The 24,400-nt window shown below is 53.8% G+C and carries 22 protein-coding genes and 1 pseudogene; 4 read left to right on the top strand and 19 right to left on the bottom strand.

The window, feature by feature from the left end:
- The first annotated feature begins 24 nt into the window (after positions 1 to 24).
- Complete coding sequence (locus FHS19_RS07920; protein ID WP_183581502.1) at positions 25 to 1,116, top strand: DNA-3-methyladenine glycosylase 2; 1,092 nt, start codon at positions 25 to 27, stop codon at positions 1,114 to 1,116.
- 102 nt (positions 1,117 to 1,218) lie between these two features.
- On the opposite strand, the gene FHS19_RS07915 is transcribed toward FHS19_RS07920, so the two are convergent.
- The 11 genes from FHS19_RS07915 to nirB form a co-directional block, all read right to left on the bottom strand.
- Complete coding sequence (locus tag FHS19_RS07915; RefSeq protein WP_183581039.1) at positions 1,219 to 2,520, bottom strand: CehA/McbA family metallohydrolase; 1,302 nt, start codon at positions 2,518 to 2,520, stop codon at positions 1,219 to 1,221.
- A 23-nt stretch (positions 2,521 to 2,543) separates the two neighbouring features.
- Positions 2,544 to 3,419: a carbohydrate ABC transporter permease gene (locus FHS19_RS07910; protein ID WP_246426454.1), complete on the bottom strand. Its 876-nt coding sequence runs from the start codon at positions 3,417 to 3,419 to the stop codon at positions 2,544 to 2,546.
- Positions 3,420 to 4,298 carry an ABC transporter permease subunit gene (locus FHS19_RS07905; RefSeq protein ID WP_183581036.1) on the bottom strand — a complete coding sequence of 293 codons (879 nt, stop codon included), beginning with the start codon at positions 4,296 to 4,298 and terminating at the stop codon, positions 3,420 to 3,422. It abuts the gene before it with no gap.
- 45 nt (positions 4,299 to 4,343) lie between these two features.
- Entirely contained in the window at positions 4,344 to 5,768 is a 1,425-nt protein-coding gene (locus tag FHS19_RS07900; RefSeq protein ID WP_183581033.1) for an extracellular solute-binding protein, read from the bottom strand.
- Between the two features lie 52 nt (positions 5,769 to 5,820).
- The gene (locus FHS19_RS07895) at positions 5,821 to 6,843 is read right to left on the bottom strand and encodes a LacI family DNA-binding transcriptional regulator (RefSeq protein WP_183581030.1); all 1,023 of its coding nucleotides are present in this window, start codon (positions 6,841 to 6,843) and stop codon (positions 5,821 to 5,823) included.
- A gap of 261 nt (positions 6,844 to 7,104) precedes the next feature.
- Positions 7,105 to 7,419 carry a DMT family transporter gene (locus FHS19_RS07890; protein ID WP_183581027.1) on the bottom strand — a complete coding sequence of 105 codons (315 nt, stop codon included), beginning with the start codon at positions 7,417 to 7,419 and terminating at the stop codon, positions 7,105 to 7,107.
- The gene (locus FHS19_RS07885) at positions 7,419 to 7,799 is read right to left on the bottom strand and encodes a DMT family transporter (protein ID WP_246426453.1); all 381 of its coding nucleotides are present in this window, start codon (positions 7,797 to 7,799) and stop codon (positions 7,419 to 7,421) included. The genes FHS19_RS07890 and FHS19_RS07885 overlap by 1 nt, the downstream gene beginning before the upstream one ends.
- Positions 7,792 to 8,610, bottom strand: a complete 819-nt coding sequence (locus tag FHS19_RS07880) for a MerR family transcriptional regulator (protein WP_183581021.1) — start codon at positions 8,608 to 8,610, stop codon at positions 7,792 to 7,794. Before FHS19_RS07880 ends, FHS19_RS07885 begins: the two co-directional genes overlap by 8 nt.
- A gap of 163 nt (positions 8,611 to 8,773) precedes the next feature.
- A complete protein-coding gene (locus tag FHS19_RS07875; RefSeq protein ID WP_183581018.1) occupies positions 8,774 to 9,628 on the bottom strand; it encodes an NAD-dependent epimerase/dehydratase family protein in 855 nt (284 codons plus the stop codon).
- A 153-nt stretch (positions 9,629 to 9,781) separates the two neighbouring features.
- Positions 9,782 to 11,899, bottom strand: a complete 2,118-nt coding sequence (gene nasC, locus FHS19_RS07870) for an assimilatory nitrate reductase catalytic subunit NasC (RefSeq protein WP_246426452.1) — start codon at positions 11,897 to 11,899, stop codon at positions 9,782 to 9,784.
- A complete protein-coding gene (gene nirB, locus FHS19_RS07865) occupies positions 11,896 to 14,022 on the bottom strand; it encodes a nitrite reductase large subunit NirB (protein ID WP_183581015.1) in 2,127 nt (708 codons plus the stop codon). Before nirB ends, nasC begins: the two co-directional genes overlap by 4 nt.
- 417 nt (positions 14,023 to 14,439) lie before the next feature.
- On the opposite strand from nirB, the gene FHS19_RS07860 reads away from it, so the two are divergent.
- The gene (locus FHS19_RS07860) at positions 14,440 to 15,690 is read left to right on the top strand and encodes a nitrate/nitrite transporter (protein ID WP_183581012.1); all 1,251 of its coding nucleotides are present in this window, start codon (positions 14,440 to 14,442) and stop codon (positions 15,688 to 15,690) included.
- A gap of 215 nt (positions 15,691 to 15,905) precedes the next feature.
- Here the strand turns inward: FHS19_RS07860 and FHS19_RS07855 are convergent, their stop codons facing one another.
- The gene (locus FHS19_RS07855) at positions 15,906 to 16,433 is read right to left on the bottom strand and encodes a dihydrofolate reductase family protein (protein WP_183581009.1); all 528 of its coding nucleotides are present in this window, start codon (positions 16,431 to 16,433) and stop codon (positions 15,906 to 15,908) included.
- 76 nt (positions 16,434 to 16,509) lie between these two features.
- Between FHS19_RS07855 and FHS19_RS07850 the strand changes: the two genes are divergently transcribed.
- The gene (locus FHS19_RS07850) at positions 16,510 to 17,415 is read left to right on the top strand and encodes a helix-turn-helix transcriptional regulator (protein ID WP_183581005.1); all 906 of its coding nucleotides are present in this window, start codon (positions 16,510 to 16,512) and stop codon (positions 17,413 to 17,415) included.
- A 33-nt stretch (positions 17,416 to 17,448) separates the two neighbouring features.
- Here the strand turns inward: FHS19_RS07850 and FHS19_RS07845 are convergent, their stop codons facing one another.
- From FHS19_RS07845 to FHS19_RS07825, 5 genes are all read right to left on the bottom strand, one after another.
- Positions 17,449 to 18,243, bottom strand: a complete 795-nt coding sequence (locus tag FHS19_RS07845; RefSeq protein WP_183581002.1) for a GNAT family N-acetyltransferase — start codon at positions 18,241 to 18,243, stop codon at positions 17,449 to 17,451.
- Positions 18,240 to 18,755 carry a helix-hairpin-helix domain-containing protein gene (locus tag FHS19_RS07840; protein ID WP_376771838.1) on the bottom strand — a complete coding sequence of 172 codons (516 nt, stop codon included), beginning with the start codon at positions 18,753 to 18,755 and terminating at the stop codon, positions 18,240 to 18,242. Before FHS19_RS07840 ends, FHS19_RS07845 begins: the two co-directional genes overlap by 4 nt.
- 188 nt (positions 18,756 to 18,943) lie before the next feature.
- Positions 18,944 to 20,359, bottom strand: coding sequence for a DHA2 family efflux MFS transporter permease subunit (locus FHS19_RS07835; RefSeq protein WP_183581498.1), 1,416 nt, complete (start codon positions 20,357 to 20,359; stop codon positions 18,944 to 18,946).
- 141 nt (positions 20,360 to 20,500) lie between these two features.
- Positions 20,501 to 21,115: a TetR/AcrR family transcriptional regulator gene (locus FHS19_RS07830; RefSeq protein WP_183580999.1), complete on the bottom strand. Its 615-nt coding sequence runs from the start codon at positions 21,113 to 21,115 to the stop codon at positions 20,501 to 20,503.
- A 178-nt stretch (positions 21,116 to 21,293) separates the two neighbouring features.
- Positions 21,294 to 21,986 (bottom strand): FMN-dependent NADH-azoreductase, encoded by a 693-nt coding sequence (locus FHS19_RS07825; RefSeq protein WP_376771824.1) that lies wholly within the window; start codon positions 21,984 to 21,986, stop codon positions 21,294 to 21,296.
- A 195-nt stretch (positions 21,987 to 22,181) separates the two neighbouring features.
- Between FHS19_RS07825 and FHS19_RS34810 the strand changes: the two are divergent.
- A pseudogene (locus tag FHS19_RS34810) lies at positions 22,182 to 22,340 on the top strand (carbohydrate-binding protein); the annotation flags it as partial.
- A gap of 85 nt (positions 22,341 to 22,425) precedes the next feature.
- On the opposite strand, the gene FHS19_RS07820 reads toward FHS19_RS34810, so the two are convergent.
- Entirely contained in the window at positions 22,426 to 22,749 is a 324-nt protein-coding gene (locus FHS19_RS07820) for a 2Fe-2S iron-sulfur cluster-binding protein (protein WP_183580992.1), read from the bottom strand.
- Positions 22,750 to 22,894: 145 nt separating this feature from the next.
- Entirely contained in the window at positions 22,895 to 24,187 is a 1,293-nt protein-coding gene (locus FHS19_RS07815) for a sulfatase-like hydrolase/transferase (protein WP_183580989.1), read from the bottom strand.
- Positions 24,188 to 24,400: the final 213 nt, after the last annotated feature.

The raw sequence follows: 24,400 nt of genomic DNA, 5'->3' as shown, positions 1-24,400 counted from the left end.
TCCACTCAATGCCGACAAGAGACGATGCATTCGGTTTGGGACGCTCCTTATTTTACGGGCGTTACGACGATGCACATTTACTGCACTCCATGGTGCAGCGGTCATCCCAAACCTGAAAATACGATCCGCTTTCATACCAGGGAAGAAGCCGAGCTTGCGGGATACCGTCCATGCAGAAAGTGCTGCTCCACCCTTCCCCGCGGCTCTTGGGAGGATCATAAACACGAGATCAAGCTCTTCATCCCGGCGGAGTTCAATTTCGAGGAAAACTTCAAATATTTGCTGCGCTCCACCAATGAGTGCCTGCACCGGATTGACAACGGTCGGATTTACAAAGCGCTGTCCGTCGCTGACGAGACACCGGTGATCGAAATCCGTGCCGGGGACTGCCGGGAGCTGGTGGTCCGTTTTCTTGGCGAAACGGCCCCTTCCCGCAAATGGGTACGCGCCGAGGTGGCCCGTTATGTTCGGGAATGGTTCGATCTCGACCGGGATATCGCCCCTTTCTACCGATTGGCGGAATCCGATCCCCTTCTGAAAGATCCCGTGCAATCCTTTCGAGGCTTGCGGACCGTCGGCATCCCCGATTTGTTCGAGGCCGTCACTTGGGGAATCCTTGGACAGCAAATCAACCTGACCTATGCCTATACGCTGAAAAGACGCCTGGTGGAGAACTTCGGAAGGAGTGTGGAGTGCGAGGGCGAAACGTACTGGATTTATCCGACACCGGACAAAATCGCGGCCTGTTCGGCGGAAGATCTTGCTGTGCTGCGGATGACGGTCAAAAAATGCGAGTACCTCATCGATACCGCGAAGCGAATCACTTCCGGCGAGCTTAGCAAGCTGGGGCTGCTTCAATCGGGAAGCCATCAGGCGGCAGAAAAGATGCTGACGAGCATCCGGGGGATCGGGCCATGGACAGCCAACTACGTATCCATGCGGTGCCTGCGGTTTCCGTCGGCGTTTCCGATCGACGATGTCGGGCTGCACAACGCCATGAAGCATATCTTAGGGAGAGACAGTAAGCCATCCAAGGCGGAAATCCGGCAGATGTCCGCAGGCTGGTCGGGCTGGGAGTCATACGCCACCTTTTACCTGTGGAGAGTCTTGTACTAGGTTTATCCCAAGAACACATCGAAAAGGGCCATTCGCGAGGAACGCGGAATGACCCTTTTTGGCATAGCCTGTTGGTGACGAGCTATAAAAGTAGTTCAATAATTATTCATTTAGATAAATCGGGTTGGTCAGGCAGGTCATTACCTGTGCCCCCAGTTCCCCCATATCGCGTCTGGACTCCATCCGGTAAAAGAGCCGGTCCTGAGGCAGCTCGCAGGTCAAGGTTAGCACGTCATTCGCTGCCGTCCACTGTCGCTCCAGCCCCCGGTCGGACCATAGGCTGATCTGATCTCCTCGGGCCCGGCGGATCACGGCTTCAAGAAGAACGGTCCCACACTCAGCGTTCCGCTGCAGCTGATCCCCGGCATAAGCACCATTGATCTGAAAATCGATAAACGTGGAGTCCGGATCCAGCGTCAGTACAACATTTCCCCGGCGAATTCCTTCCAGAATACCGGCTGTGGTTAGCGACTCCGCCCGCACGTGCGCGGTCGGCCGTCCATGCTGAACCCAAGGATGGGGACCGTGGAAATCGCTCCCTCCCACAGCCACGATCCGACGTCCTTCGGCCAGACGCTCCTGCCACCAGTGTACCGCCTTTTCGTTTAGTTCCCGCCACGGCCCGTTCCATACCTCGATCGCGTCGAACGGAACGTCGAAGCCGAATTCCCACGGGCAGTCCGGACAGAAAGGATGATTCAGCACCGCAAGCGCTCCCCTTTTCCTTCCTTTGGCCAGCTGTTCCGAAGCTTGCTCCACCGTATACACCCTGAAATCCTCAAGTGCATCCAGCTGTCCGAGCAAATTCGCATGACCCTTATAATTGGTCATCTCGACGCCTGGGATGAGCAGCAGCTCTTCCGCCTTTGCCTGGGTGTTCCGGTTTTGGGAGAACGTATTATGGTCGGTCATGGCAAGAAAGGCAAGTCCTTTGTCCAGACACAAGCGGGACACCTCGCCGACGCTGTGTTTGCCGTCGCTGTAATACGTATGGGCATGCAGATCGCCCGAAATCCATCGTTTATGCTTCAAATGAATCCGGATGGAGACCGAAACTTCCGTTCCTGCATCCGGCACTTTATAAGCTCCCAGCAGAACGGCCCACTCTCCTGCGGCGATATCGCCCGATGCATATCCGGGCGTCGCGGTTTCCAGCCCGACGAACATTTCCGTTCTGGCGCCGCCGCTCCAGCCGACGATCCGCTCCGGTGAGCGCAGGCCGAGGTCGATCACCGTCTTCCCGTCTGCACGGTCATATTGATAGGCGACGCTGATCCGTTCGGCATCGGCCGGAACGTCAAAGCTCACTTCCAGGTACGTTTTCTCCTCTTCCGGAGATATGTTCACTTGCCGCCCGATCGTTACGACCGGCAAAGATTCCGTCTCTTTCACATGTGCCTGCATACGTGCTCCCCTCTTTCGTTCGATTATTCTTTCGTGGCACCCAGCATGATCCCTTTCATAAAGAACCGCTGCACAAACGGATAAATAACGATCAGCGGCAGGATGGCAATGATGATTCCGGCCATTTTCACATTTGTGGTGATGAGGTAGTTGCTGGAAGACGTGCTTGAATCGATAATCATGGCTTTCAGAGCCACCTGCAGCGTATATTTTGAACTGTCATTGATGAAGATCAGCGGTGCTGTGAACATGTTCCAGCGTCCCACGAACTCAAACAGCGTCACGGTAGCCAATCCGGCGGTCGCCAGCCTCATATATATGGCCGCGAAGATCCAGAAGTCGCCCGCACCGTCGATCTTGGCGGATTCCGAAATTTCGTAGGGGATGCTCATAAAGAAGTTCCGCATCAGTAGAATCGAAAATCCCGAGACGAGTCCGGACAGCACCAGCACGGTCAGCGTGTTGATCAGATGAAAGTCCTTGTTGACCACATACAGTGGAATCAGCACTGCCTCCTGCGGAATCATCATCGTAATCAGGATGAAGGTGATCATCAGCCGTTTTCCAGGTACCCGGGGATGAATCAGCACATAGCCCGCCAGCGACGACAGCAGCACATGCAGCAGCGTTCCGAAGACGGTCACGATCGTGCTGTTCAAGAAAGGGCGCCATAGATCCAGGCTGTTCCAGATCGTGCGGTATCCATCCAGGCTGAATTCTTTGGGAAACAGGATAATATCCGGCCTCATGGACGCAACCCCGGAGGACAGCGAGAGCGATACGACGTTCAGGAAGGGAATGATCATCGTCAGCATCAGGCAGATAATGAACAAGGCGTTAAGCCAATCGAACACCGTCATCCGTTTGGCGTTCAAACCGTAATTCGCATGTTTCATCATCTATTCCACCTCGTCAAATCGGGTTAGTGTCCGCACGGCAAGCGTCAATATCAGCGTAAAGACCAGCACGAAAAAGCTCGCGGCCGCCCCTACGCCGACCTGCATTTCCATGATGCCTTTTTGAAACGTGTACATCATCAGCACATCGACCTGGGAAGAGGTCGACGGATTGCGGAGGACAAAGACCTGGTCGAAGATTCTCAGCACCCCGAGCGTATTCAGCAGGATAATCACTTTCATCGTTCCTTTCAGCTGGGGAAGCGTCACAAAACGCACAAGCTGCCCTCTGGTGGCCCCGTCCATGCGGGCCGCTTCGTACAGGGACGGATTGATCGAAACGATTGCGGCCAGAAAAAGGATACAGCTGTACCCCATGTCTTTCCACGTCGAGACCAGGATCATGACCCATCTCGCCCAGGTGGACTCGGCCAGAAAATGGATAGGCTCAATGCCGGCCACCTTGTGCAGCACCAAATTGACGATCCCCGTGTCGGGCGAAAGGAGGAAAATCCACATTCCCCCGATCACGACCCAGGACAACAAATGCGGGATATAGAGCAGCATCTGCGCCGTTTTTTTAAACCATGCCGTCATGACTTCATTCAGGGACAAGGCGATCACCAGGGGGGCGACAAATCCGAAGACCAGAATGCCTCCCCCGATCACCACCGTATTGCCCAGCGCTTTCCAGAAAAACGGATCATGCCACACCGCAGCATAGTTCGCGAATCCGATATAGGGACGCTCTCCCATCAGCTTGTAGTCCTGAAAACTGATCTGCAGGCCCCTCGCGAGCGGATAATAACCGTAAATGATAAAGTAAATGACGACGGGAAGCATCATGGCATAGAGTACGCCGTATTTACGAATCGCTCTCATCTTGTCTAACGTCACATCCTATCGGGTAAAATCAAACCGCGGGAGCTATTCGTCGATCAAATTCGCGCTCTTCAGTTCCTCCCGCATTTTCTTGACGGCATCGGCGGCGGGCATTTCGCCGGACATGGCCTTCAGCGCGTAATTTTGCACGATTTTTTCCGCGTCCGGCCAGCCCGGCAGGGCTAATTCCAGCGTTGCATTCTGCTTGACCAGTTCTTGGGCGGCTTCGACACCGGGCAACTTGTCAAACGGGGACTTGATGTTTTCGTTGTACCAGAACGGCACGCCATGGTCCATGTTGTGCTCCTTGCCCTCCGCCGTCAGCGTATATTGGCCATTGCTCTCGGTATAATCAACATCTTTAATGCCGAGGCTGCCGAGGGTGATGCCGTCCTGGGAGTTCCAGAATTCCAGGAATTTCTCGGCCGCTTCCACATGCGGCGCATTTTGCGGCACGATCCAGAAGTCAGGATCGCCCCGGCGCATCAGGATCTTGCCGTCCGGACCGGCGGCGCTGGCGATCGCTTCTGCCTGGAATGTTGTATTCGGATCCTGCTCTTTACGCAGGTTGTTGAACATGCCGACCCAGGCATCCCAATACGTCACCATGCCGACCCGGTCAGTCAGGAACAGGTTGCGCATTTTGCCCGTATCGTTCGTTACGAAGTTCGGATCCATGATGCCTTCCTTAACCAGCTTGGCAAACCATTCATACATCGGGATCGCTTCGTCGGAAGCATACGGGATCGTCCGTTTGTCGTCCTTCATCACATAGCGGTACTTCAATCCGGCCGCGCTCATGAACCCCTGGATGTCATATAATCCGGACGTGCTCAAGCCGTAAGTGTCGTTTTTGCCGTTGCCATCCGGATCCTGCTCTTTAAAAGCTTTCAGCACCTGATAATAGTCGTCCAGCGTTTTCGGCTCCTGGAGATGCAGCTTATCGAGCCAGTCCTTACGGACGATCGGCATCGTGCCGCCCTGGAATTTCGTGAAAACGGCATGGATTTTGCCATCTTTGTCTTTTAGCTGATCCCATTCGGCAGTAGGAATTACCTTCGGATCGGAGAGCGTGCTCGAACCCTTAACAAAATCGCTTAGATCCGTCACCGCTCCCTGACCGACAAACTGATCCAGCTTGCCCAGATCGCTGAGCTCAATCAGATCGTATTTCTCACCCGAACCCAGTACGGTCAGGACTTTCTGGTCGTAGTCGCTCGCCGGCTTTTCGATCGTTACGTCAATGCCGGTTAACCGCTTAATCTCGGCCTCGAACTGTTTCATCTCATCCGGGGTTTTCCCGCCGACGTTGGCAGAGAGAATGCGAAGCTTCATTTCCGGCTGCTTGCCGGAATCCGCTCCCCCTTCCGCCGTCGTACCCGTGTCGCTTCCACCGCTGCTGCTGCATGCCGAGAGCAGGAGTGAACCCGCCAGCATCGTTACCATCAAAATGCCTGACTTTCTTTTCATTCAAAACACCTCCAACAATGATTTTTGTTATAGATAGCAATGTGTTAACGGTTTAATGGGTGCATGCGCAGGATCCGCGCTCGACCAGTTCGGACGGAAGGAGTATCCGCTTAACCCCAGCTGCGCCAGTAGTCACCTGCTCGATGAGCAGGCGGGCGGCTTCCATGCCGATCGTTCTTGCATCCAGCCTCATCCCGGTTAATGGCGGATGCATCGCGGGCGGGAAATGCTCGCCGCCGCTGAAAGCGATGACCGAAAGATCTCCGGGTATGACAAGACCAAGCTCTTCCGCCGCTTGATAAATGCCCATCGCCATCGATTCGTTGTCCGCCAGGACGGCGGAAATTCCCGAGTGTTCGCGAAGCATCTGCAGGGTCATCTCGTATCCGAAGCGGATCGAGGTTCCATCGTCATCCGGTTTGTTTAGGATTAGTCCTGCCAGCGGATTAACACCGGCTTCGCGATGGGCCAAATAATAACCCAGCTCCCGATCCTCCGCCACAGTCCGGTCCTTCGCCGAGTTGAGAAATAAAATCTGCTGGTGCCCTTGCGACAGCAGAAGCCTAACCGCTTTGGCAGCTGCCGCGATATTGTCGTTATCGACGGAGCATACCTGTCCGGCCCGTTCACCTGATGGGCGTCCTACCACAACGATGGGGACGTGTCGCTTCAGCCGATCTTCAATTCGGGGGTCATCATGAATCGGGTCGAGCAAAATTTCGCCGTCCACCGGATCTGAAGCGATAAGCTCCACCTGCTTCAGCAGGGAAGGCTGCAAAATGTTAATCAATATCCGGTATCCATGTTCATAACAAACCTCCATCATGCCGTCGAGCAGGTCGTGCTGGAACGCGTCCAGCGGCATTTTCTCGCTTCGCATGTTCAGCCCGATAATGTTGGTTTTCCGGTTTACGAGGCTCCTTGCCCAGTAATTCGGCCTGTAGTTCAATTCCTCTGCCGCCTTAAGCACACGCTGCGTGACCTCTTTGCTGATGGGACGTTTCTTGCTGAACACGCTGGATACCGTACCTTTCGAAACCCCCGCAGCTTTTGCTACATCAGCAATCGTAACCACGTTCGCCTAATCCTCTCCTTCATGTCTTGGCTTGGAATTTGTCTCAAGTACAAGTCCTACATTAAACCGGTTTTGTTAAAAACGTTCCATGTTCATGAAATATGTATGTAAAACCTGAACAATCGATGATCATTTCCGGCATGAAACCGTTTTTTCTTGTCCAGCGGTTTGGCACAACCCGCCCCGCATTTCGGATCTCAGCACGAAAAACCCCCGCAAAGCGGGGGTTTGCACCGATGCCATATTCAGGTATACTGCGGTTTACTCCACAAGCCGAAGCCCGATGACACAGCCGATAACGCCCATGATGCAAAACAGGCGAACCGGCGTTTTCGTTTCCTTGAAAAACACCATGCCTACAACGGCCGCTCCAACCGACCCGATCCCGGTCCAAACTGTATATGCCGTCGACAGAGGGATCGACTCGATCGCTCTGACCAGCAATGAAAAGCTCGCAATGAAACCGCCGATAAGAATGAGGTTATTGGTCCAGTTATTTTGTACCGATACCCTTTTGATTCCGATCACTCCGACGATTTCAAGCAATCCGGCAGCGATAAGCAGCATCCAGGCCATCAGCTGTGCTCCTCCCCGCTGGTAAGTTTTAAACCGATGATAAACAGCAATAAGAGCAAAATAATGCCGACTTTCAGCAGGCCAATACCACCGGAATAAACAGCTTCCACAACCACGGTTCCGATCGTACCAATCCCGGCAAAAACGGCGTAGGTTGTCCCGACTGGCAGAACCTTTGCTGCTCGGATCACCAGATCAAAGCTCGTCAGCAGGGCGATCAGTACGATGATGGAGGGAATCTCCACATATTTGAAGCCTGAGGCCCAGACGATTTCAAGTACGCCCCCGATCGCCACAGAAGCCCACGCCTGGTTTTTACTTAACGGTTTGCCCGGTTTAGCGTTTTTCGCAGGAGTCGATGTTTTCACCTGTTCATTCAATGCAATCCCCTTCCTTTCCATGATCCGTCTGCTGTTCTTGTTCATGTCGCAAATAATCGTCGACGATTCTGTCGATATAGGCCATCGTTTCTTCATCCAGGCCGAGGACCCTTTCGCTTCCCCCGGCTTCCGGACGAATCCACTCCCAATATTTCTCCAGTACGTCCTCCCGGCCATCAAACCAACCCTCTCCGATGGTCAGCAATCGCTTCGCCAACCGTCTGGATGCAGGCGAATCCGGCGGCTCTTCCAGGTGATGATGAATGTCCCGCAGCAAGCCGATCCATTCATCCGGACGCGGATCGTCCTCATCTATCTTCGGCAGCTTCTCGATAATCGGGAGCTCGTCGGGAGCGAACTGCCTGACCCTGTTGTTCCGCTGGATGGATTTGGATGCCGAATCGGCTTCTCTCGAATGAAGCATTTGGATGAACAGGACCAGCTCTTCCACCGGTACGTCATTCCGGAGCTCGACCGTGCGCAGCGTCGTCAGCAGCCGGCGTTCGAGCAGCTCGAGGCGATGCTTTTCATCCTGGAGCAAATCAAGCTGATTCCGAATGGCGCGAGTCCATTTTTCAGCGTGAGACCCTCCGGTTTCCGCTTCCAAAACGTTTCGGATTTGTCCCAGTGTAAACCCAAGCTGCTTCAACGTCGTAATATGATGCAGCTTCATGATGTCGTCCTCGTTATAGTACCGGTATCCGGCATCTGATACGAAAGAGGGGGTCAGGATACCCATTTCATCGTAATAGCGCAGCGTGCGGATGGAGATACCGGCCTCCTTGGCCAATTGTCCGATTTTATACATCATCTTGAGCACCTCCCATATCCATACTAAACCCTCACGTATAGGAGAGAGTCAAGAAGAAATGCCGCTGGTTTTCCCAACAAAAAAAGCACCCCTTGTAGATCATCGGAACAGCCCAGGGCTGTCCAATGTCTGTTAAGCGGTGCATTCGTATATTTCGTTAACTTTAATATTTCCCTCTAAAGCCAGTCCGCCACGTCGGGTACAGCGGTTTCCATCCCAGCCCGCGCGCCTTGGTGTTCGCCGCACCACGTTCCCACGGCTGTCCCTCGCCTGCAGCCGTGGCTGGCAGAGAAACACCGACCGACTCTGCAAAGATCGGGAGCCAATCCGTGCCCCGTGCCGGCTCGTCATCCACAATGTTGTACGCACCGGACGGCCAATCCAGCGCCTGGCATGCGGCATAGGCAGCGTCTTCAACATGCACGAATGAGGACACTCCTTCATTTGCAGACATTCGTCCCTCACGCACCTCTTCTGCCATATACCCGCCGCTTGTATACCAAGTCCCGGGACCATAAAACAAGCCGTAGCGGAGAATGACATGCTCCGGAATTTCCGCTGCTGTCTCCTCAAGTGCAGCAACGGCATCCACGGTACGCTTGCGCAAGGAATCGACCGATTTGACATCCAGCGGAACATGCTCTTCCGCCGGCCCATCCCCTGGCTGGTAAGCCCAAGCGATGCTCTGGACAACGATTCGTTTCACGCCGGTTTCTCGAGCGGCATCGACCAAATGACGGGTTCCTTCCACCCGAATCCGGGAATTTTCCGAGAAAACCCGGCTGCCGAGGGATGTCAGCTGGTGGATGACGATTTCCGGCATCGATTCGTGGACTGCCGCAAAAGTAGCATCCCGGTCAAACGCATCCGCGACGAGGGCTTTAGCTCCCAATGCTTCAATGACCTCTATATTTTCCGGTCGATGAGTCGTACCTGTCACCGTATGGCCGGCCTGGACCAACCGCGGCACCAGTATACGGCCTACGGCTCCGGATGCGCCTGCGATCAAAATATTCATGCGCCCTCTCCCCTTTCATGCATCGTAAATTCCATGACACGGCTATTGTAGCATGAGTCATTGGCGGGATTAAGGGCCAGTCCGCATTGATTTGGAGCAGACCAATTTGAAGACGCAGCTCAAAGTTGAACTCAGGTATTCCGTGTATTTTTTCTAGATGATCTCCCCTTCATCCTCTGGCCATTCTTCGGCAAGCGGCCGAAGCCGTACGGCACTAACCTTGAAATCCGGCATTTTGCAGTATGGATCAAGCTCTGGGTTGGTGGCCAAATTTACGTTTTGGGCGTCTCCCCAATGCATCGGAATAAATATGGTATCCTCGCGTATTTTGTCAGAATAACGACTGCGTACGGTAACGGTCCCCCTTTTGGAACTGACGCGGACGAGCGCTCCGTCTTCGACCCGGAACTTACGGGCGGTCAGCGGGTGAATTTCCATGAAGCTCTCCACAAACTTTGCGGCGAGCACAGGACTGCGCCGGGTTTGAACGCCCGTCAAATAATGCGGAAGCACCCTGCCGTTGGTCATGATCAGCGGATATTCACTGTCCGTTTCCTCGCCCTGGGAAGCAACAGGTACCTTCTGAAACCGGGCTAATCCGTCCGCGTGAGCGAAAGAGCGTTCGAACAACCGTCCTGTCCCCGGGTGGTCGGTTGACGGGCACGGCCAGTAGATGCCTTCTTCCCGCCGCAGGCGCTCGTAAGTGATCCCGTAATAGTCGGCCATCCCGCCTCGGCTGGCTTTTCTCAGCTCGTCAAAGATTTCTTCTGCACTCGTAAACGGAAAATAAGCCCCTCTTCCGAGTTTTGCCGCAACCGAGCACAAGATCTGCCAATCATGGCGCGTCTCGCCCGGCGCTGGTCTGCCTGCTTCCCTCAACAGCACGCGGCCTTCCAAATTCGTCAGTGTCCCTTCGTTTTCCATATAGGAAGTGACCGGCAGGACAACGTCCGCGTATCTTGCCGTTTCCGACAGGAACATATCGGCGACGACCAGGAAATCGAGCTTTCGGATGCCCTCCTCCACCAGCGAAGCATGGGGATTCGAAACGACGGGATTCGAGCCCATGATGAATAACGCCTTGATCTGTTCCTCGTGTACGAGCTCCATCATTTCATAGGCGGATACCCCTTTTCCAGGAAGCTCTTCGGGTTGGATTCCCCAAACGGCTGCCACGAACGCGCGGTCGTTTTCATTTTCGATCGAACGGTAGCCGGGCAGCTGGTCAGCCTTCTGTCCATGCTCTCTGCCGCCTTGTCCGTTCCCCTGACCCGTAACGGCACCGTATCCGCAGCCTTTCCTGCCGATTTTCCCGGTAGCCAGGACCATATTCAGAAAATTACGGACCGCCATATGCCCGTCGGCATGCTGCTCCACGCCGCGCGCAGTAAACACCATGCCGGTATCTGCTTTGGCGTAAGTCACAGCGGCGGTTCTTATCTGCTCCGCGGGAACGCCTGTAAGCTCGGCAATCCCCTCCAAGTCTATCTGGAGCAAATCAGCCTTCAGCTGGTCAAAATTCTTTGTACGGCTCTGAATAAACGCCGAATCAATCAAGTTTTCGTCTACGATGACCTTCAGCATACCGCTCACCAAAGCGCTGTCGGTCCCCGGTTTCACCTGCAGATGAAGATCCGCCAGCTCCGCCGTGGCGGTTGCCCGGGGATCCATAACGATGATGAATGCCCCATTCTCCTTCGCCCGGATAAAATAAGGCATGAGGGTCGGCTGGCACTCCGCGATGTTCGTGCCGGCCAGGATGATACATTCGGCCAGCGGGATTTCCGACAGCTGATTGGTCAGCCCCCGGTCGATCCCGAACGTCTTTACCCCGGCCGATGCCGCCGCCGACATGCAAAATCTTCCGTTGTAGTCGATATAACGGGTCCGGAGGGCTACTCTCGCAAATTTGCCTAGTGCATAGGCCGTTTCATTCGTCAATGAACCTCCTCCATACACCCCGACGGCATCACGGCCGTGCGCCTCCTGAATGCCTGAAAACCTGGCGGCGACAATGTTCAATGCCTCAGCCCAAGACGTGCGGACTAATTCACCATCCTTCCGCACCAGCGGATACAGGAGGCGCTCCCGGCTTGAAGCATGCTGGTGTGCGTTCATCCCTTTCACGCACAACCGCCCCTCAGACGCGGCATTGGGGATTCCCGCGACCTGATAACCCGATCGCTGCCTGGCCTCCCCGGGTGCAATCTCTACGGTCATTTTGCACTGCACGCTGCAAAAGGGGCACTGCGTATTCATCGTCAGCGTCATATGCCCACCGTCCTTTCTTCGGAATGTATATCAGAATGTGTATTGATCTCAACCGATCGACCTATTTCCATCGTTTCGAGCAGCGATTCGCGCTCATCGGGATCGAGCAGCTTCTCCCGTAAACGCTGAAGCCCGTATCGTTCCACCCACTCCCACATCGGTTCCCGGTAGTAGGCAGAATCCCGGTACAGCGCGAGGCAGCCGAGAGCCATGTCGGTGATGTCGCCGTCATCGGGCAGTACACCTACCAGTTGACCTGCTTTGACCGGATGCTCCATATGTCCACCGGCGTACAATTCCCATCCGGCCGGGGATGCAGCGATACCGAGATCATGAACAAGGACGCCCGCCGGGTCGCGCGGACTTGGAGACACCGCGATGCGTATCCGTGTCGGCAAGATCCATCCTGTGCTTCTCCGCTCCAGTTCTAGCGCGATACGCCCGGACTCCGGCTGCAGGAGGCCCGGTGAAGTGGGGGCGCTTGCCGACACGCGGATCATGGGCTCTCCACCGGCAGCCGTTCGATGAATGCCGAGGTAATAAGCCGCGGTCGACCGGCACACCGGGCAGCCTTCGGGTCGCTTCCATCCCAGCCGCAGCATGGCTGCCTGGACGCTCACATCGCTGCCCGGGCTCAGGGCGGCCCGGATCGATGCACGGTCCATCTCCGTGCAGCCGCAGATCGGTACCGATGCTGAGGCCTGTACGGGCTTCTTCCGTTCGGAGGATTTCGCCAGCTCCAGCATCGCGGCCACCATCGGCTTGCAGCCGCCGCAGGAACCGGATGCCTTGGTTCGCTCCCGGATCTGATCAACGGTTTGTGACCCGTCCAGCCAGACGGTTTCCATAATGGCACCCTTTGTGACACTGTTGCAATTGCACACCGTCTCCTGATCTTCCATGGCTTCGGCCGACTTGACCAATGAAGAATTTCCCCCGGCCGACTGCGCCTTCAAGGCGGACACCGGTGCCTGCCGTTTTAAATAACCTAACAGCTCCGTCCCTTCCGAAGTGTCGCCAAAAAGTACGGCACCGGCAATCCTGCCGTTTTTCATCGTCACCTTCTTATAAGTCCCTTTGACGCCGTCGTAGTGCTGCAGCGCCGTCTCACAATCTCCTTCTTGGATCAGCCCGGCGGAAAATACCTCCACGCCCGACACCTTTAGCTGTGCATAAGGGACGGAGCCTGGATAGGGCTCCGTGTGCCGGCCGCATAAATGCATGGCGAGTACGCGGGCCTGCTCATATAATGGAGCCACCAAGCCGTAGACGATGCCGCGGTGCTCTGCGCATTCCCCTACGGCATATACATGGTCGGCACTCGTCTGCATATAATCATCAACGACAATCGCCCGGTTCGTTCGAATGCCGCTGGCTTCTGCCACGGAAATGTTCGGACGGATCCCTACGGCCAGTACGATCAGGTCAGCTCCAAGCCGGCTGCCGTCAGAGAATTGCAGGCCTTCCGCACGTTTTCTGCCGAGGATTCGCTCCGTACGTTTTTCAACCAGAAAGCGCATCCCCTGTTTGGTCAGCTCCCGCTTCAGCATCTCTGCTGCGGCGCCATCCAGCTGCCTGTTCATCAGATACGAAGCGTTATGGATGACATCGACCTCCATACCCAGGTTTAGCAGCCCCCTTGCCGCTTCCAATCCGAGGAGTCCTCCGCCGATCACGGCTGCATGCTTATACGTTCGAGAAGCTTCCATCATCCGCTCACAATCCGCGATATTCCGGAAAGCCGTAACTCCAGGCTTGTGAATGCCCGGGATTTTGGGCATAAAAGCCGAGGAGCCTGTCGCGATAATCAGCCGGTCATAAGGCTCTACACGCCCGGATTCCGTGTAGATCCGCTGCAGGCCGGGGTCGGCCCGAAGCGCGGTTTCCCCTGTATACAGGGAAATCCCCCGTTCTTTATACCAATTCCAATCATGGATCGTAATATCATCTACATTTGTTCCCCCTTGGAGCACTTTCGACAGCATGATCCGGTTGTAGTTGGGATGGGGCTCATTTCCGAACACCGTGATCTCATACCGATCGGGTGCAAAATCGCATATATGCTCCACGCATCTCATTCCTGCCATCCCATTGCCGACTACGACAAGCCTGGGCTTCCCCATTGCAGTCACCTCCGCTAAAAAACTGTGTAGGCCAGGCCTAAAAATGAAAAAACCCGTCCCTTGGATTTCAAAGGAACGGGCGTCATTGCCAGTTTGCCAACAGGTACACCGTTGTACCGGATAATGGATTTGAACTGAGCATAATCGAAAACAAGTTTTATGTCAATATATATTACATAAGAATCCAAATATTCACCAGGGACACTCTGATTAATGTCCGAAATTAAAATTTATGTATAGTTTATTGACATGATTTTTACATTCCACTATAATTCATTTCGAAATCACAAAGACGTGATCTTTCATCCGGGAAGAATACTTCCCATGGCAATGAGGCCGCTGGTTGTCCGCTTAAGGGCAATCTGCGGCTTTTTGTTTTGTGAGTACGCGATAATAAAGGACACGGAGGAGATGGAGATGGAGAAGAAAGAAGGCACGACGTTTTGGAAAAGTGGGCATAAACCGTCTTTATTCAGCGCATTTTTCTATTTTGACATCAGCTTTATGATTTGGGTTCTCCTCGGCCCGCTGAGCGTCATAATGATGGAGGATTATCCGATGACCGCATCCCAAAAGGCGAACTTGGTCGCGCTGCCGGTGCTCGGCGGATCGGTACTGAGGCTGGTCCTCGGTTTTCTGACCGATTATATCGGGCCGAAACGCACCGGACAGCTCGGGATGCTGCTGACGATGGTTCCGCTGATCTGGGGCTGGCGTTTCGTGGACTCGCTCGGCGAGCTGCATATCATCGCCCTGCTGCTTGGTATCGCGGGGGCTTCGTTCTCGGCTGCGCTTCCGCTCGCCAGCCGTTGGTACCCGCCGCAGTATCAAGGCCTGGCGATGGGCATCGCCGGAGCCGGCAACAGCGGCACGGTGCTGAGCACGCTGTTTGCGAACCGGCTGGCGCAGCATTTTGGAGGTTGGGAAGCTGTATTCGGCATCGCTTTAATCCCGATCATCATCGTGTTTATCCTGTTCAGCATCTTTGCCAAAGATAGCCCTAACCAGCCTGCCCCCAAAAAATTGTCCGAGTATGGCTCGGTATTAAAACAGAAGGATACCTGGCTCTTCTGCTGGTTGTACTGTGTCACGTTCGGCGGGTTCGTCGGCCTGACCAATTACCTGACGATCTTCTTTCATACGCAGTACAACCTTTCCGCCGTGCATGCAGCGGATTTTACGACCGTATGCGTCATCGCGGGCAGCCTTTTCCGTCCGGTGGGCGGATACTTGTCCGATCGAATCGGGGGTGTCCGCATGCTGCTCGTCCTGTATGCCGGGGCGGCCGTTATGCTCGCCTGCGTCTCCACTCTGCCGTCGCTGTATGTGATCTCCATCCTTCTTTTTGCCGGCATGATGTGCCTTGGCGCCGGCAACGGCTCCGTCTTCCAGATCGTGCCCCAGCGGTTTCGTGATGAGATCGGCATCGTGACAGGCATCGTCGGGGCTGCCGGCGGGTTCGGCGGTTACTTGCTGCCGCTTGTGCTCGGCGGATTGTACGAGTCCACCGGGTCTTACACGCCCGGGTTCCTGATCTTGAGCGGTGTGGCCGTGGCCAGTCTGCTGGTGGTGATGGCGGCGAAAGGCCAATGGAAGAAAACCTGGTTCACTGCGTCTACCCGAAATAAGCTTATGACGGATCCGGTGAATGCCGAATTCAAATCGTAATTTACGAGCGCTGGCATATAACAAAACTTCTTCTTACATTGCTGCGCCCCCTGGCAAATCGTTTGCCGGGGGGCGTATTTTATCCGCTGTTAGCCTATTACCACAGTGAGTCCTTTACCTCAGCCACTGCAGTTTCTCTATTACTGCATTTTGCCCGCTGGGCAGCGCTACATCCAACCGAGCCGACTGCTTGTCAGTTAAATCAGCTATCATCTTCACAACACATCGTACACTAGGGATACCATCTGCCCCATCGGTTTGGCTGTGACCAGCTTCAGCCGGGTGGAAGCCGTTCCTTCCGGAAACAGCGGGATGCCCCCGCCGAGTACTTTAGGAACGACCGTCATTTCGATTCGGTCCAACAGTCCTTTTTCCAGAAAAGCCTTAGTCAACTGCCCGCCTCCCACCAGCCAAACGTGCCCGTTTGCCTCTGCTTTGACCTTCGGGACCAAAGAAACCAGGTCCTCGGCCGTAAACGTCACATCGGGGGAAGGAGGCTGCTCCGAACGGGTCACCACATAGCAAGGCTTCCCCTTGTACGGAAATTCTTCCGACAGCTTAAGCACTTCGTCGTAAGTAAGCCTGCCCATAATCAGTGCGCCGATGCGCTCGTAGAATTTCGCATATCCGTTGTCTCCGCCATCGCCTTCAACGTCAAACAGCCAGTCCACCGATCCGTCCGGACGTGCGATATATCCGTCCAGACTAACCGCGAGATACAACACCACTTTCGAGTTTTCCATGTTTTATCGCTCCCTTCTATTTCATATGTTACAATGTATCTACGACATAATTTGACGTAATTATTAGGAGGATATTATGAATGAGCGGAGATTAGCCATGATGCGGATCATCGACTCAAGGAAGAAATTTACGGCCCGCGAATTGGCGGAGCGCTTTAACGTCTCGGTCCGGACCATCCAGCGCGACCTGGATTACCTGCAGCAAATCGGTTTTCCGCTGTACAGCGAACAAGGGGCTCATGGCGGATACCGCGCGCTGGAGAACCGCATCCTGCCCCCGCTGCAGCTGACCCGGACCGAAGCGCTCGGTTTGTTTCTGATGCTCGAAATGCTGGAGAAGGTGCCCGATTTCCCGTTTGACGCGATCCGCTCCCACTTGGCCGTGCAATATTACGGGTCCTTGCCTTCCGACGTACAGACGAACATCGACCAGATGCGCAGTCATATTTCTTTCCGAATGATGCAGCTGCGTGAGCCTGCACCCTGGACGACGGAAATTTTAGAAGCGGCGATCGCGAAGCAGGAAATCCGGATCGTTTATATGTCCGCCAAAGGGGAAAAGGAGCACAGCGTGTACCCCTTCGGCATTTATTTTGAGAACGGCTATTGGTATATGCCCGCTCTTAACCCTGAAAAGACGCTCCTTTTTCGCGTGGACCGTATCCGGAACGTGGAGCGAACCGATGCAATTGACGCGGCCGTGCCGTCTCTCGCCGAGTGGATGCAGTCTGCCGATGAGCGTGACAAAGCCGAGGTGGTGCTGCGGTTTACCCCTTTTGGTATGCGGCTTGCCAAGGACGATCCGATTTTGCATACGGCTGCGGACGGTCAGTGGAGCGGCCCGGTTCCGCACGAGGAGTTCCCGTTTACGGCCCGGAGGCTGCTCCGCTTCGGCCCGGATGTGCAGGTTATATCGCCGCCCCGGCTGAGGGATTTGGTGCTTCAGCTGCTGCAAGACAGCATAAACCAGTACAAGGAGTAAGCCAAAAAAAACACTCCCCAGTGGGGAGTGTTTTTACTGGTCTCTGATCCAAAAGGAATTGGTATACACATGCCTAAACCCTTGGACCAGCATATTGTTATGGCTTGGCGAGCCAAACTCCACATCGGTGTACACCATCGACAGCCCTGTCCGCTTCGCCTCCGCCAACCGATGGCGGATCAGAGCCGTTTGGCATCCCCTGCCTCTAAACTCGGGCAGCGTATAATCGTTGGCCAAATAGCCTCTGCCCTCATGGATAAACAACGACCCGATCCCGGCCAGATGGCCATCCGCAAAGGCGAGGTAATTTTTAAATACCGGGAGGGTAAAGTATGGTTTTTTTCTCGCCAAAACCTCGGCTGGAACGCCTCCCATCAGCTCGCTGACGGCCTCCAGCAAAACGTCGGCATTGCCTTCGTGTACCGGTTCAATGGTGATGTCCGGATGCACTGCCGCAACTTCCATCGGCTCAGCTTCCAAAAATGCCAGCTGTTCGATGGGCAGAAATCCTTTGCGGTGCAAAGCCAGCGCAACCTGTTCGTCCAGCCGGCTTGGCGCCATATCAAAACAAGGTCGGGCATTTCTTTGCTCGTATTCCCTAACGATTTGGTCCAAAAGCTCCAGATCTGCGATACCAAATCCTTTGACCCGATTGTAGTAGAGCGAATCCGGACCGGTAACCTCAATTAGCAGCCGCGCACCGCCGATTCGAAGTTCTTCAAGACGCTTGTCCTGAGAGGACAGCGCCCGCCCTGCATTAAACCGGGTCAGTTCCAGCTCGATTTCCTCGATATCGTTTACTTTCTGATGAACCTTTTGCCGTATCAAATGTTTCCTTCCCCCTTACTCGGCTGGGATGCTTCACTCCCCCGGTGCTCATACCAGGCTGATGCTGGCCTTGATGCCGGATACCCGAATTGCTCCCGGTATTTCTTCCTTTCATCGGTAAAATCAGGCCATTCCCGCTTGCTGTCCGGATGGTTCGCATGGTGAACCAGACAGCGAAGAGCATCCTCCAGGCAAGGATCCTCCCAGTATCCGAGGTGCGCCTCCATTCTGTCTATGAAGTCCGCACCATCCAGGTCCTTAATCTCATCCAGCGAGTAGTATCCCATGTCAACCACTCTTGCGGCCACTTTCGGACCAATCGAGGGTACGGATTGAAACATGGCCAGACCCTTCAGCATGTGGGCGCGTTCGCGCGTGATTTCCAGCATCTGCGACAGCTGTGCGGCATCAAGGGCAGCGATATCGTTCAGCTTCGCTTTAAAGGATTTTAAATGGGCCCGTTCCTCCGGGGTCAGCGGGAGCTTGGGCGGTGTTTGCTTCAACGGTATCACCTCATTGATGGCTTTGGATTCAGGCAGGTCTGCCATTGAACCGCCATTGAAACCCGCCATTGAAACCCCATTATATACCAGGAAGCTCAGGGCTACAATTTTCCTGACGACATCTCACCAAAGCTTTGGATTGTCTAAAATATAAACAAAGCCCGGTATCAACCGATACCAGGCTTTGTCCGCTAAGGTCACTTCTGATGATTTACGGGTACACGCTTAATGAACAGCGCAATTACAAATCCGATGACTGCGATAATCATCCCAAACATAAACGCATTTGACACGCCTGAAGTCAACGCATCCAGCGGATTGCCGCCGGGATGCGCCTCGGCGTAATGCTCCTGGCCTGCCGACATTACACTGACAGCAAGCGCTGTGCCGATGGCACCGGCTACCTGCTGCAGCGTGTTCATGATGGCTGTGCCATCTGGGTAGTATTCACGCGGCAGCTGATTCAGCCCGTTCGTCTGTGCCGGCATCATGACCATCGAAATGCCGATCATCAGGCAGGTATGCAGCACGATCACGAGAAACGCCGCTGATGCTGCCGTAACTCCCGAGAAGAACCACAGGGATGCGGCAGCCACCAGAAATCCGGGGAACACGAGCCATTTCGGACCGTATTTGTCAAACAAGCGTCCCATGATCGGCGACATGATCCCGTTAATGATTCCCCCCGGCAGCATGAGCAAGCCGGCATAAAAGGCCGATTTGCCAAAACCGCCCTGAAGGAACAGCGGCAATACCAGCATCGAGGACAGAATGATCATCATGCTGATGAAGATCATCACTACGCCAACGGAAAACATCGGGTATCTAAAAGCACGCAGGTTAATCATCGGCTGCTTCATCGACAGCTGACGCCATCCGAACAGCAAGAGGCCGACCACACCGATGACCAGCGATACGATCACTTTGGTGCTTGTCCAGCCACCGCTGCCTTCACCGGCACTGCTGAAGCCAAACACAATGCCGCCGAATCCGACGGTGGACAGCACGATGGACAACAGGTCGATCTTCGGCTTGGTGATGCTGGACACATTTTGCATAAACGCGATGCCGAACACCAGAGCCAGAACCAAAAACGGCAGCGACAGCCAGAAAATCCAGTGCCAGCTAAGGTTCTCAATTAATAGCCCCGCGATCGTCGGTCCGACGGCCGGCGCAAACATGATGACCAGCCCGATGATTCCCATCGCGCCTCCCCGTTTCTCCGGTGGAAAAATGACCAAAATCGTATTAAACATCAGCGGCAGCATAATCCCGGTTCCAATCGCCTGCACGACACGGGCCACCATCAGAAACTCAAACGAGGGCGCAAGCGCCGCAATCAGGGTCCCGACAATCGAAAAGCTGAGCGCGGTAATAAACAACTGCCTAGTGGTAAACCACTGCAGCAGCAGCCCCGATACCGGGACCAGAATGCCTAAGGTCAGCAGGTATCCGGTCGTCAGCCATTGCGCCGTTGAAGGCGTGATATGCATGACCTGCATCAAATCACTGAGCGCAATATTCAGCGCCGTTTCACTAAACATGCCGATAAAACCGGCAATGAGCAGCGAAATCATGATCGGTAAAACTTTAAATTTATTTTCCGTTTGCATTTGAGCTTGCGTATGCTGTACGGCTGCTTCCACAATCCCATCCTCCTGTCATATGTCCAATGTCTCTCTTATCTCTCTCAATATCTCTATCTATTTTCTCTGATATCTGTAAGCTCTCTATTAAACTATTTACAATCAATCTTATTTTTCTTTATTCGCTTCATCCGATGTATTTTGGGCTAAAAGGCGGTCCAGCAAGATGCCGACGTATTTGGATGCGAGAAACATCGGTCCTGTATCCTTGTTCGTCTGGGCGATCAGCAGCGATCCTTCAAGCAATGACAGGATGACTGTGGCGGCTTCGCGCGAACGGGACGGCTCCAACCCGGCATCCTGAAGCCGTGTGGTCAGAACTCTCTCCCACTCCTGAAGTACGCCCTGACAGGCTTCCCTCAGGCTGTTGCTGATGCAGGAGGTTTCCACCGCATTCCAGAAGCTGAGCGGGATAAACCCTTCGAAATCGGTGGCTTTGGCATCGGCCGCGATCACATCAATACAATGCTGAATGGCCTGAGACGGATCCTCAAACCGGTTAAAAGCCTCTTCCCACTTGTCGGATACCGCATTTTTAATCCGTAAAATGCATTCTTGGGCAAGCTCCTCCTTACCCTCTGGAAAATAATAGTACAGCGAGCCCTTCGGACAATGGCTTTCCTTTATGATTTGGTTTAATCCCGTTCCGTGATAGCCCTGTTTGGCAAAAAGCCGTGTTGCCGTCTCCACGATGGATTCACGGGATTTGGGCTTTTCCGACATCGCGATAATAACCTCCTTTCAAAATTATAACGAACGGTCTACATATTATAGTCGATGAAATGCGCTTTCTGTCAACTCATTTTTTTATGAAAAATGTGGTTTGCCTGAACTTTGCTGAAGAAAATACAAAAAAGCATTCCGACTGCCGTACAGCCGAAATGCTTAATTTGTCCCTGTTTTAAAACGTCGTAGCGTACGTTGCCGTTTGATCCAGTCCCTTTTGAATAATGTTCTTGGCTTCGGCCGGGAGCTGGTTATGTCCCTCAATGATGATTTCTTCCGGTGTGATCCCCCACAGCATCAAGTTGGATTTGACGAACCGAATCGCTCCTTCAAACGGAGCCATGTCTTCGTTGGAGTAAATTCCGCCGCGGGCATTCAGCAGGACCACTTTCCGGTCCCCTGCAAGTCCGACAGGACCCTCGGGCGTGTATCGGAACATCGTTCCGGCTTGCGCCAAATAGGATATATACGTAATCAGCGGTGCCGGCGCAGCGTAGTTCCAGAGCGGGAACGCGATGACCACCTTGTTGGAGGCGAGGAACTGATCGATATGAACGCGGACTAAATCGGCGATATTCGTCTCTTCGGGCGTCAGTTCCTGTCCCTGACTGCGCTTGTACAGCGCGGTAAGTGCGGTATTACCGTAATTCGGCAGGTTCAGGGCGAATAAATCCAGCTCGGTAACCACATCCCCAGGATGAGTGTCCCGGTACGTTTTGACAAAAGCTTCATACATTTGGACGGTAACCGATTGCTCTAACGGACGGTCATTCGCCTTAATCATTAAGACATTGGACATGTTGTTGTGTGCCCTCCCATTGCATAATTGTTTCTTAAATGAAGTACATAAGTTCGGTGATGGATGCATTGCAGACTCTTGATTTAGGTTTCCGCATTCCGCAATTTTTTATGAATGAACGGTAACGATTCACTCAAACACCACCTAAATCGTTGTTTTTTTATTATTGAGGGGGAGGGCCTATGGGTTTATCGTTGTGTTAACGATACTAAGGACGGCTTCAACGGATAATGGCCGCAAGCCATGCGGTAACCGCAACGACTGTCTTCTTCCTCGACCGCAGCCGCATGGGCTCCAAATGTGACCTATACACCAGGCACACTCGTTACCTATAATGGAGCGACCTATGAATGCCGGCAGGCTCATACCTCGCTGACGGGCTGGGAACCGCCGAACGTTCCGGCGCTCTGGCAGTTAAAATAACGAAAAAGCGGCCTTCTTCCCCGATCCTGTTGGAAGAAAGCCGCTTTATTTTGTGATTGTTTAGCTCACTTTACCCTAGATAACCTTAGTCCACTGGTCTTTTACCGGGATCCATTCCGGAATCGGATACCGTCATCACCGGCTTGACCGTCAGGTCGTTATGTACCCGAATTTGGCAGGACAGCCGGATATTCGGCTCGTGAATACCTTTCGTGCTAAGAATGGCTGCTTCGGCTTCCCCGACAGGGCCCGCATCGCCTTCCAACACTTCCACCCGGCAGGTGGTGCATCTGGCATTTCCCCCGCAGCGATGCAAAATATCCACTCCGTTGTCCTCTAAGGCCAGGACGAGCTTCTGTCCTTCCTCTGCTAGAATAGCATCTCTGCCTTCCACTTGAATCGTTGGCATACAAACAACTCCTTTTATATATTGGATCTAACAGTTCCATGATGCTGGACTTCAGCTCCAGCCTTCTATTATTTCTTATTTCCGGTCTGAAAACAAATAGAACTTTGTTCCGGATGCACTTTATGTTTATTACCCTAAAGACAAACTATAGAAGCGCCGCATACCATTGCCGGACATCATTTTCCAATCGCTGCGCAATCTCGGGAAACTCATCCTTCAGATTGACCCGCTCGCCCGGATCCGACTCCAAATCCGACAAATGAACGCCGTCGGGCTGGGTACGGTCAAAGTCGAGCTTGCCGCCAAGGACGAGCTTCCATTTACCCTCCCGAACCGCGAGCTGGCTGCCGTACTCCCAAAAGATTTGCTTATGCGGCGTTCCTGCCCCTTGTGTCAGCATCGACACGATAGTGCTTCCGTCGATCTCTTCCGCCGAAGGTACGGGGAGACCGGCGAGATCCATCACGGTCGGTACGATATCGGCCATCATGCCGATGTCATCCTTCGTCTGTCCGGCTTCGATTATTGATGGATAGACGAGGATGGCCGGTTCCCGAATCCCGCCTTCGAACAGGCTGCCTTTATGCCCGCGGAAGATTCCGGCGCTTCCGCCATAGTACACATCCTCCGTTCCGTCCAGGTAATTACGCGACTCCGAAGACGGTCCGTTGTCGCTCGAGAAGAATATAATGGTGTTTTCATACGCCCCCACCCGTTTGAGTGCTGCCACAATATCGCCGACACCGTCATCAACGGCCGAGATCATGGCCGCCATCAGCTGACGGTCCTTTGGGAGGTGACTGTAGCGGTTCATGTATTTTTCCGGCGCATGCATCGGGTAATGAGGCGCATTATAAGCGGCATACAGGAAAAACGGCTTGCTGTCAGACCGGCTGGCCTCGATAAAATCGACGGATTTGTCGGTGATCAGATGCGTCAGGTATTCGCCGTCCCGCCATACCTCTTCGCCGTTGCTCCATAAATCGTGCACGGGATTCACACCCGGCATTCCCCAATAAAAGATGTGAGAATAATAGTCCACGCAGCCGGCTTGAAAGCCGAAATAATCATCAAATCCCTTGGCATTGGGCTTGGTGTCCTCTGCGGATCCAAGATGCCATTTCCCGAATAAAGCCGTTCTGTAGCCATGTTCTTTGAGCCTCTGCGCAAGGGTCTTGGCGTCGGCCTTTAATCCGTCCGTTCCCCTCTTTCCGCCTAAAATATGGCTGACACCTGTTTTGGCGGGATATTTTCCCGTCAGCAAGGCCGCTCGGGACGGTGAACATACCGGTGAGTTGGAGTACCAGTTGGTAAATCGCGCCCCGTCTTGTGCAAGCGCATCCAGGTGCGGTGTGCGAATCGCATCGGAGCCGTAGCAGCCCAAGTCTCCGTAGCCCAAATCGTCACAATAAATCACAATCACATTCGGTTTCGTCAAAGTTGAGTCACACCTTTTATGTAGTTTAGGAATGCATTTTTGCCCCTTCTTATTCCTTCGCCACCGAATGTGAGATCCCTTGCCTAATCGTAATTTTTAAGATTCTTTGGTGACAAATCTCTCGTACACTCAATACTTGAGGCGAAAACCAATGTGTACTTAATTTCCATATACAGATATGTGACTTCGTATGAGACGAAAAAAAAGAGGACG

Origin of the sequence: Paenibacillus rhizosphaerae (assembly GCF_014192015.1) — a bacterium.
GTDB classification, from domain to species: Bacteria; Bacillota; Bacilli; order Paenibacillales; family Paenibacillaceae; genus Paenibacillus_AQ; species Paenibacillus_AQ rhizosphaerae.
Note: the sequence above shows the minus strand (reverse complement) of the source record. Positions and strands in the feature narration are given on the sequence as shown.

What these genes read in the sequence shown, in the direction of transcription:
- FHS19_RS07855 (WP_183581009.1), bottom strand. Translation starts at nt 16,433, where the DNA reads ATGGAAAACTCGAAAGTGGTGTTGTATCTCGCGGTTAGTCTGGACGGA.
- FHS19_RS07830 (WP_183580999.1), bottom strand. Translation starts at nt 21,115, where the DNA reads ATGTCGGAAAAGCCCAAATCCCGTGAATCCATCGTGGAGACGGCAACA.
- FHS19_RS07835 (WP_183581498.1), bottom strand. Translation starts at nt 20,359, where the DNA reads ATGCAAACGGAAAATAAATTTAAAGTTTTACCGATCATGATTTCGCTG.
- FHS19_RS07905 (WP_183581036.1), bottom strand. Translation starts at nt 4,298, where the DNA reads ATGAGAGCGATTCGTAAATACGGCGTACTCTATGCCATGATGCTTCCC.
- FHS19_RS07920 (WP_183581502.1), top strand. Translation starts at nt 25, where the DNA reads ATGCATTCGGTTTGGGACGCTCCTTATTTTACGGGCGTTACGACGATG.
- nasC (WP_246426452.1), bottom strand. Translation starts at nt 11,899, where the DNA reads ATGACGCTGACGATGAATACGCAGTGCCCCTTTTGCAGCGTGCAGTGC.
- FHS19_RS07900 (WP_183581033.1), bottom strand. Translation starts at nt 5,768, where the DNA reads ATGAAAAGAAAGTCAGGCATTTTGATGGTAACGATGCTGGCGGGTTCA.
- FHS19_RS07915 (WP_183581039.1), bottom strand. Translation starts at nt 2,520, where the DNA reads ATGCAGGCACATGTGAAAGAGACGGAATCTTTGCCGGTCGTAACGATC.
- FHS19_RS07890 (WP_183581027.1), bottom strand. Translation starts at nt 7,419, where the DNA reads ATGGCCTGGATGCTGCTTATCGCTGCCGGATTGCTTGAAATCGTCGGA.
- FHS19_RS07820 (WP_183580992.1), bottom strand. Translation starts at nt 22,749, where the DNA reads ATGCCAACGATTCAAGTGGAAGGCAGAGATGCTATTCTAGCAGAGGAA.
- FHS19_RS07875 (WP_183581018.1), bottom strand. Translation starts at nt 9,628, where the DNA reads ATGAATATTTTGATCGCAGGCGCATCCGGAGCCGTAGGCCGTATACTG.
- FHS19_RS07825 (WP_376771824.1), bottom strand. Translation starts at nt 21,986, where the DNA reads ATGCATCCATCACCGAACTTATGTACTTCATTTAAGAAACAATTATGC.
- FHS19_RS07850 (WP_183581005.1), top strand. Translation starts at nt 16,510, where the DNA reads ATGAATGAGCGGAGATTAGCCATGATGCGGATCATCGACTCAAGGAAG.
- FHS19_RS07860 (WP_183581012.1), top strand. Translation starts at nt 14,440, where the DNA reads ATGGAGAAGAAAGAAGGCACGACGTTTTGGAAAAGTGGGCATAAACCG.
- FHS19_RS07910 (WP_246426454.1), bottom strand. Translation starts at nt 3,419, where the DNA reads ATGATGAAACATGCGAATTACGGTTTGAACGCCAAACGGATGACGGTG.
- nirB (WP_183581015.1), bottom strand. Translation starts at nt 14,022, where the DNA reads ATGGGGAAGCCCAGGCTTGTCGTAGTCGGCAATGGGATGGCAGGAATG.
- FHS19_RS07880 (WP_183581021.1), bottom strand. Translation starts at nt 8,610, where the DNA reads ATGATGTATAAAATCGGACAATTGGCCAAGGAGGCCGGTATCTCCATC.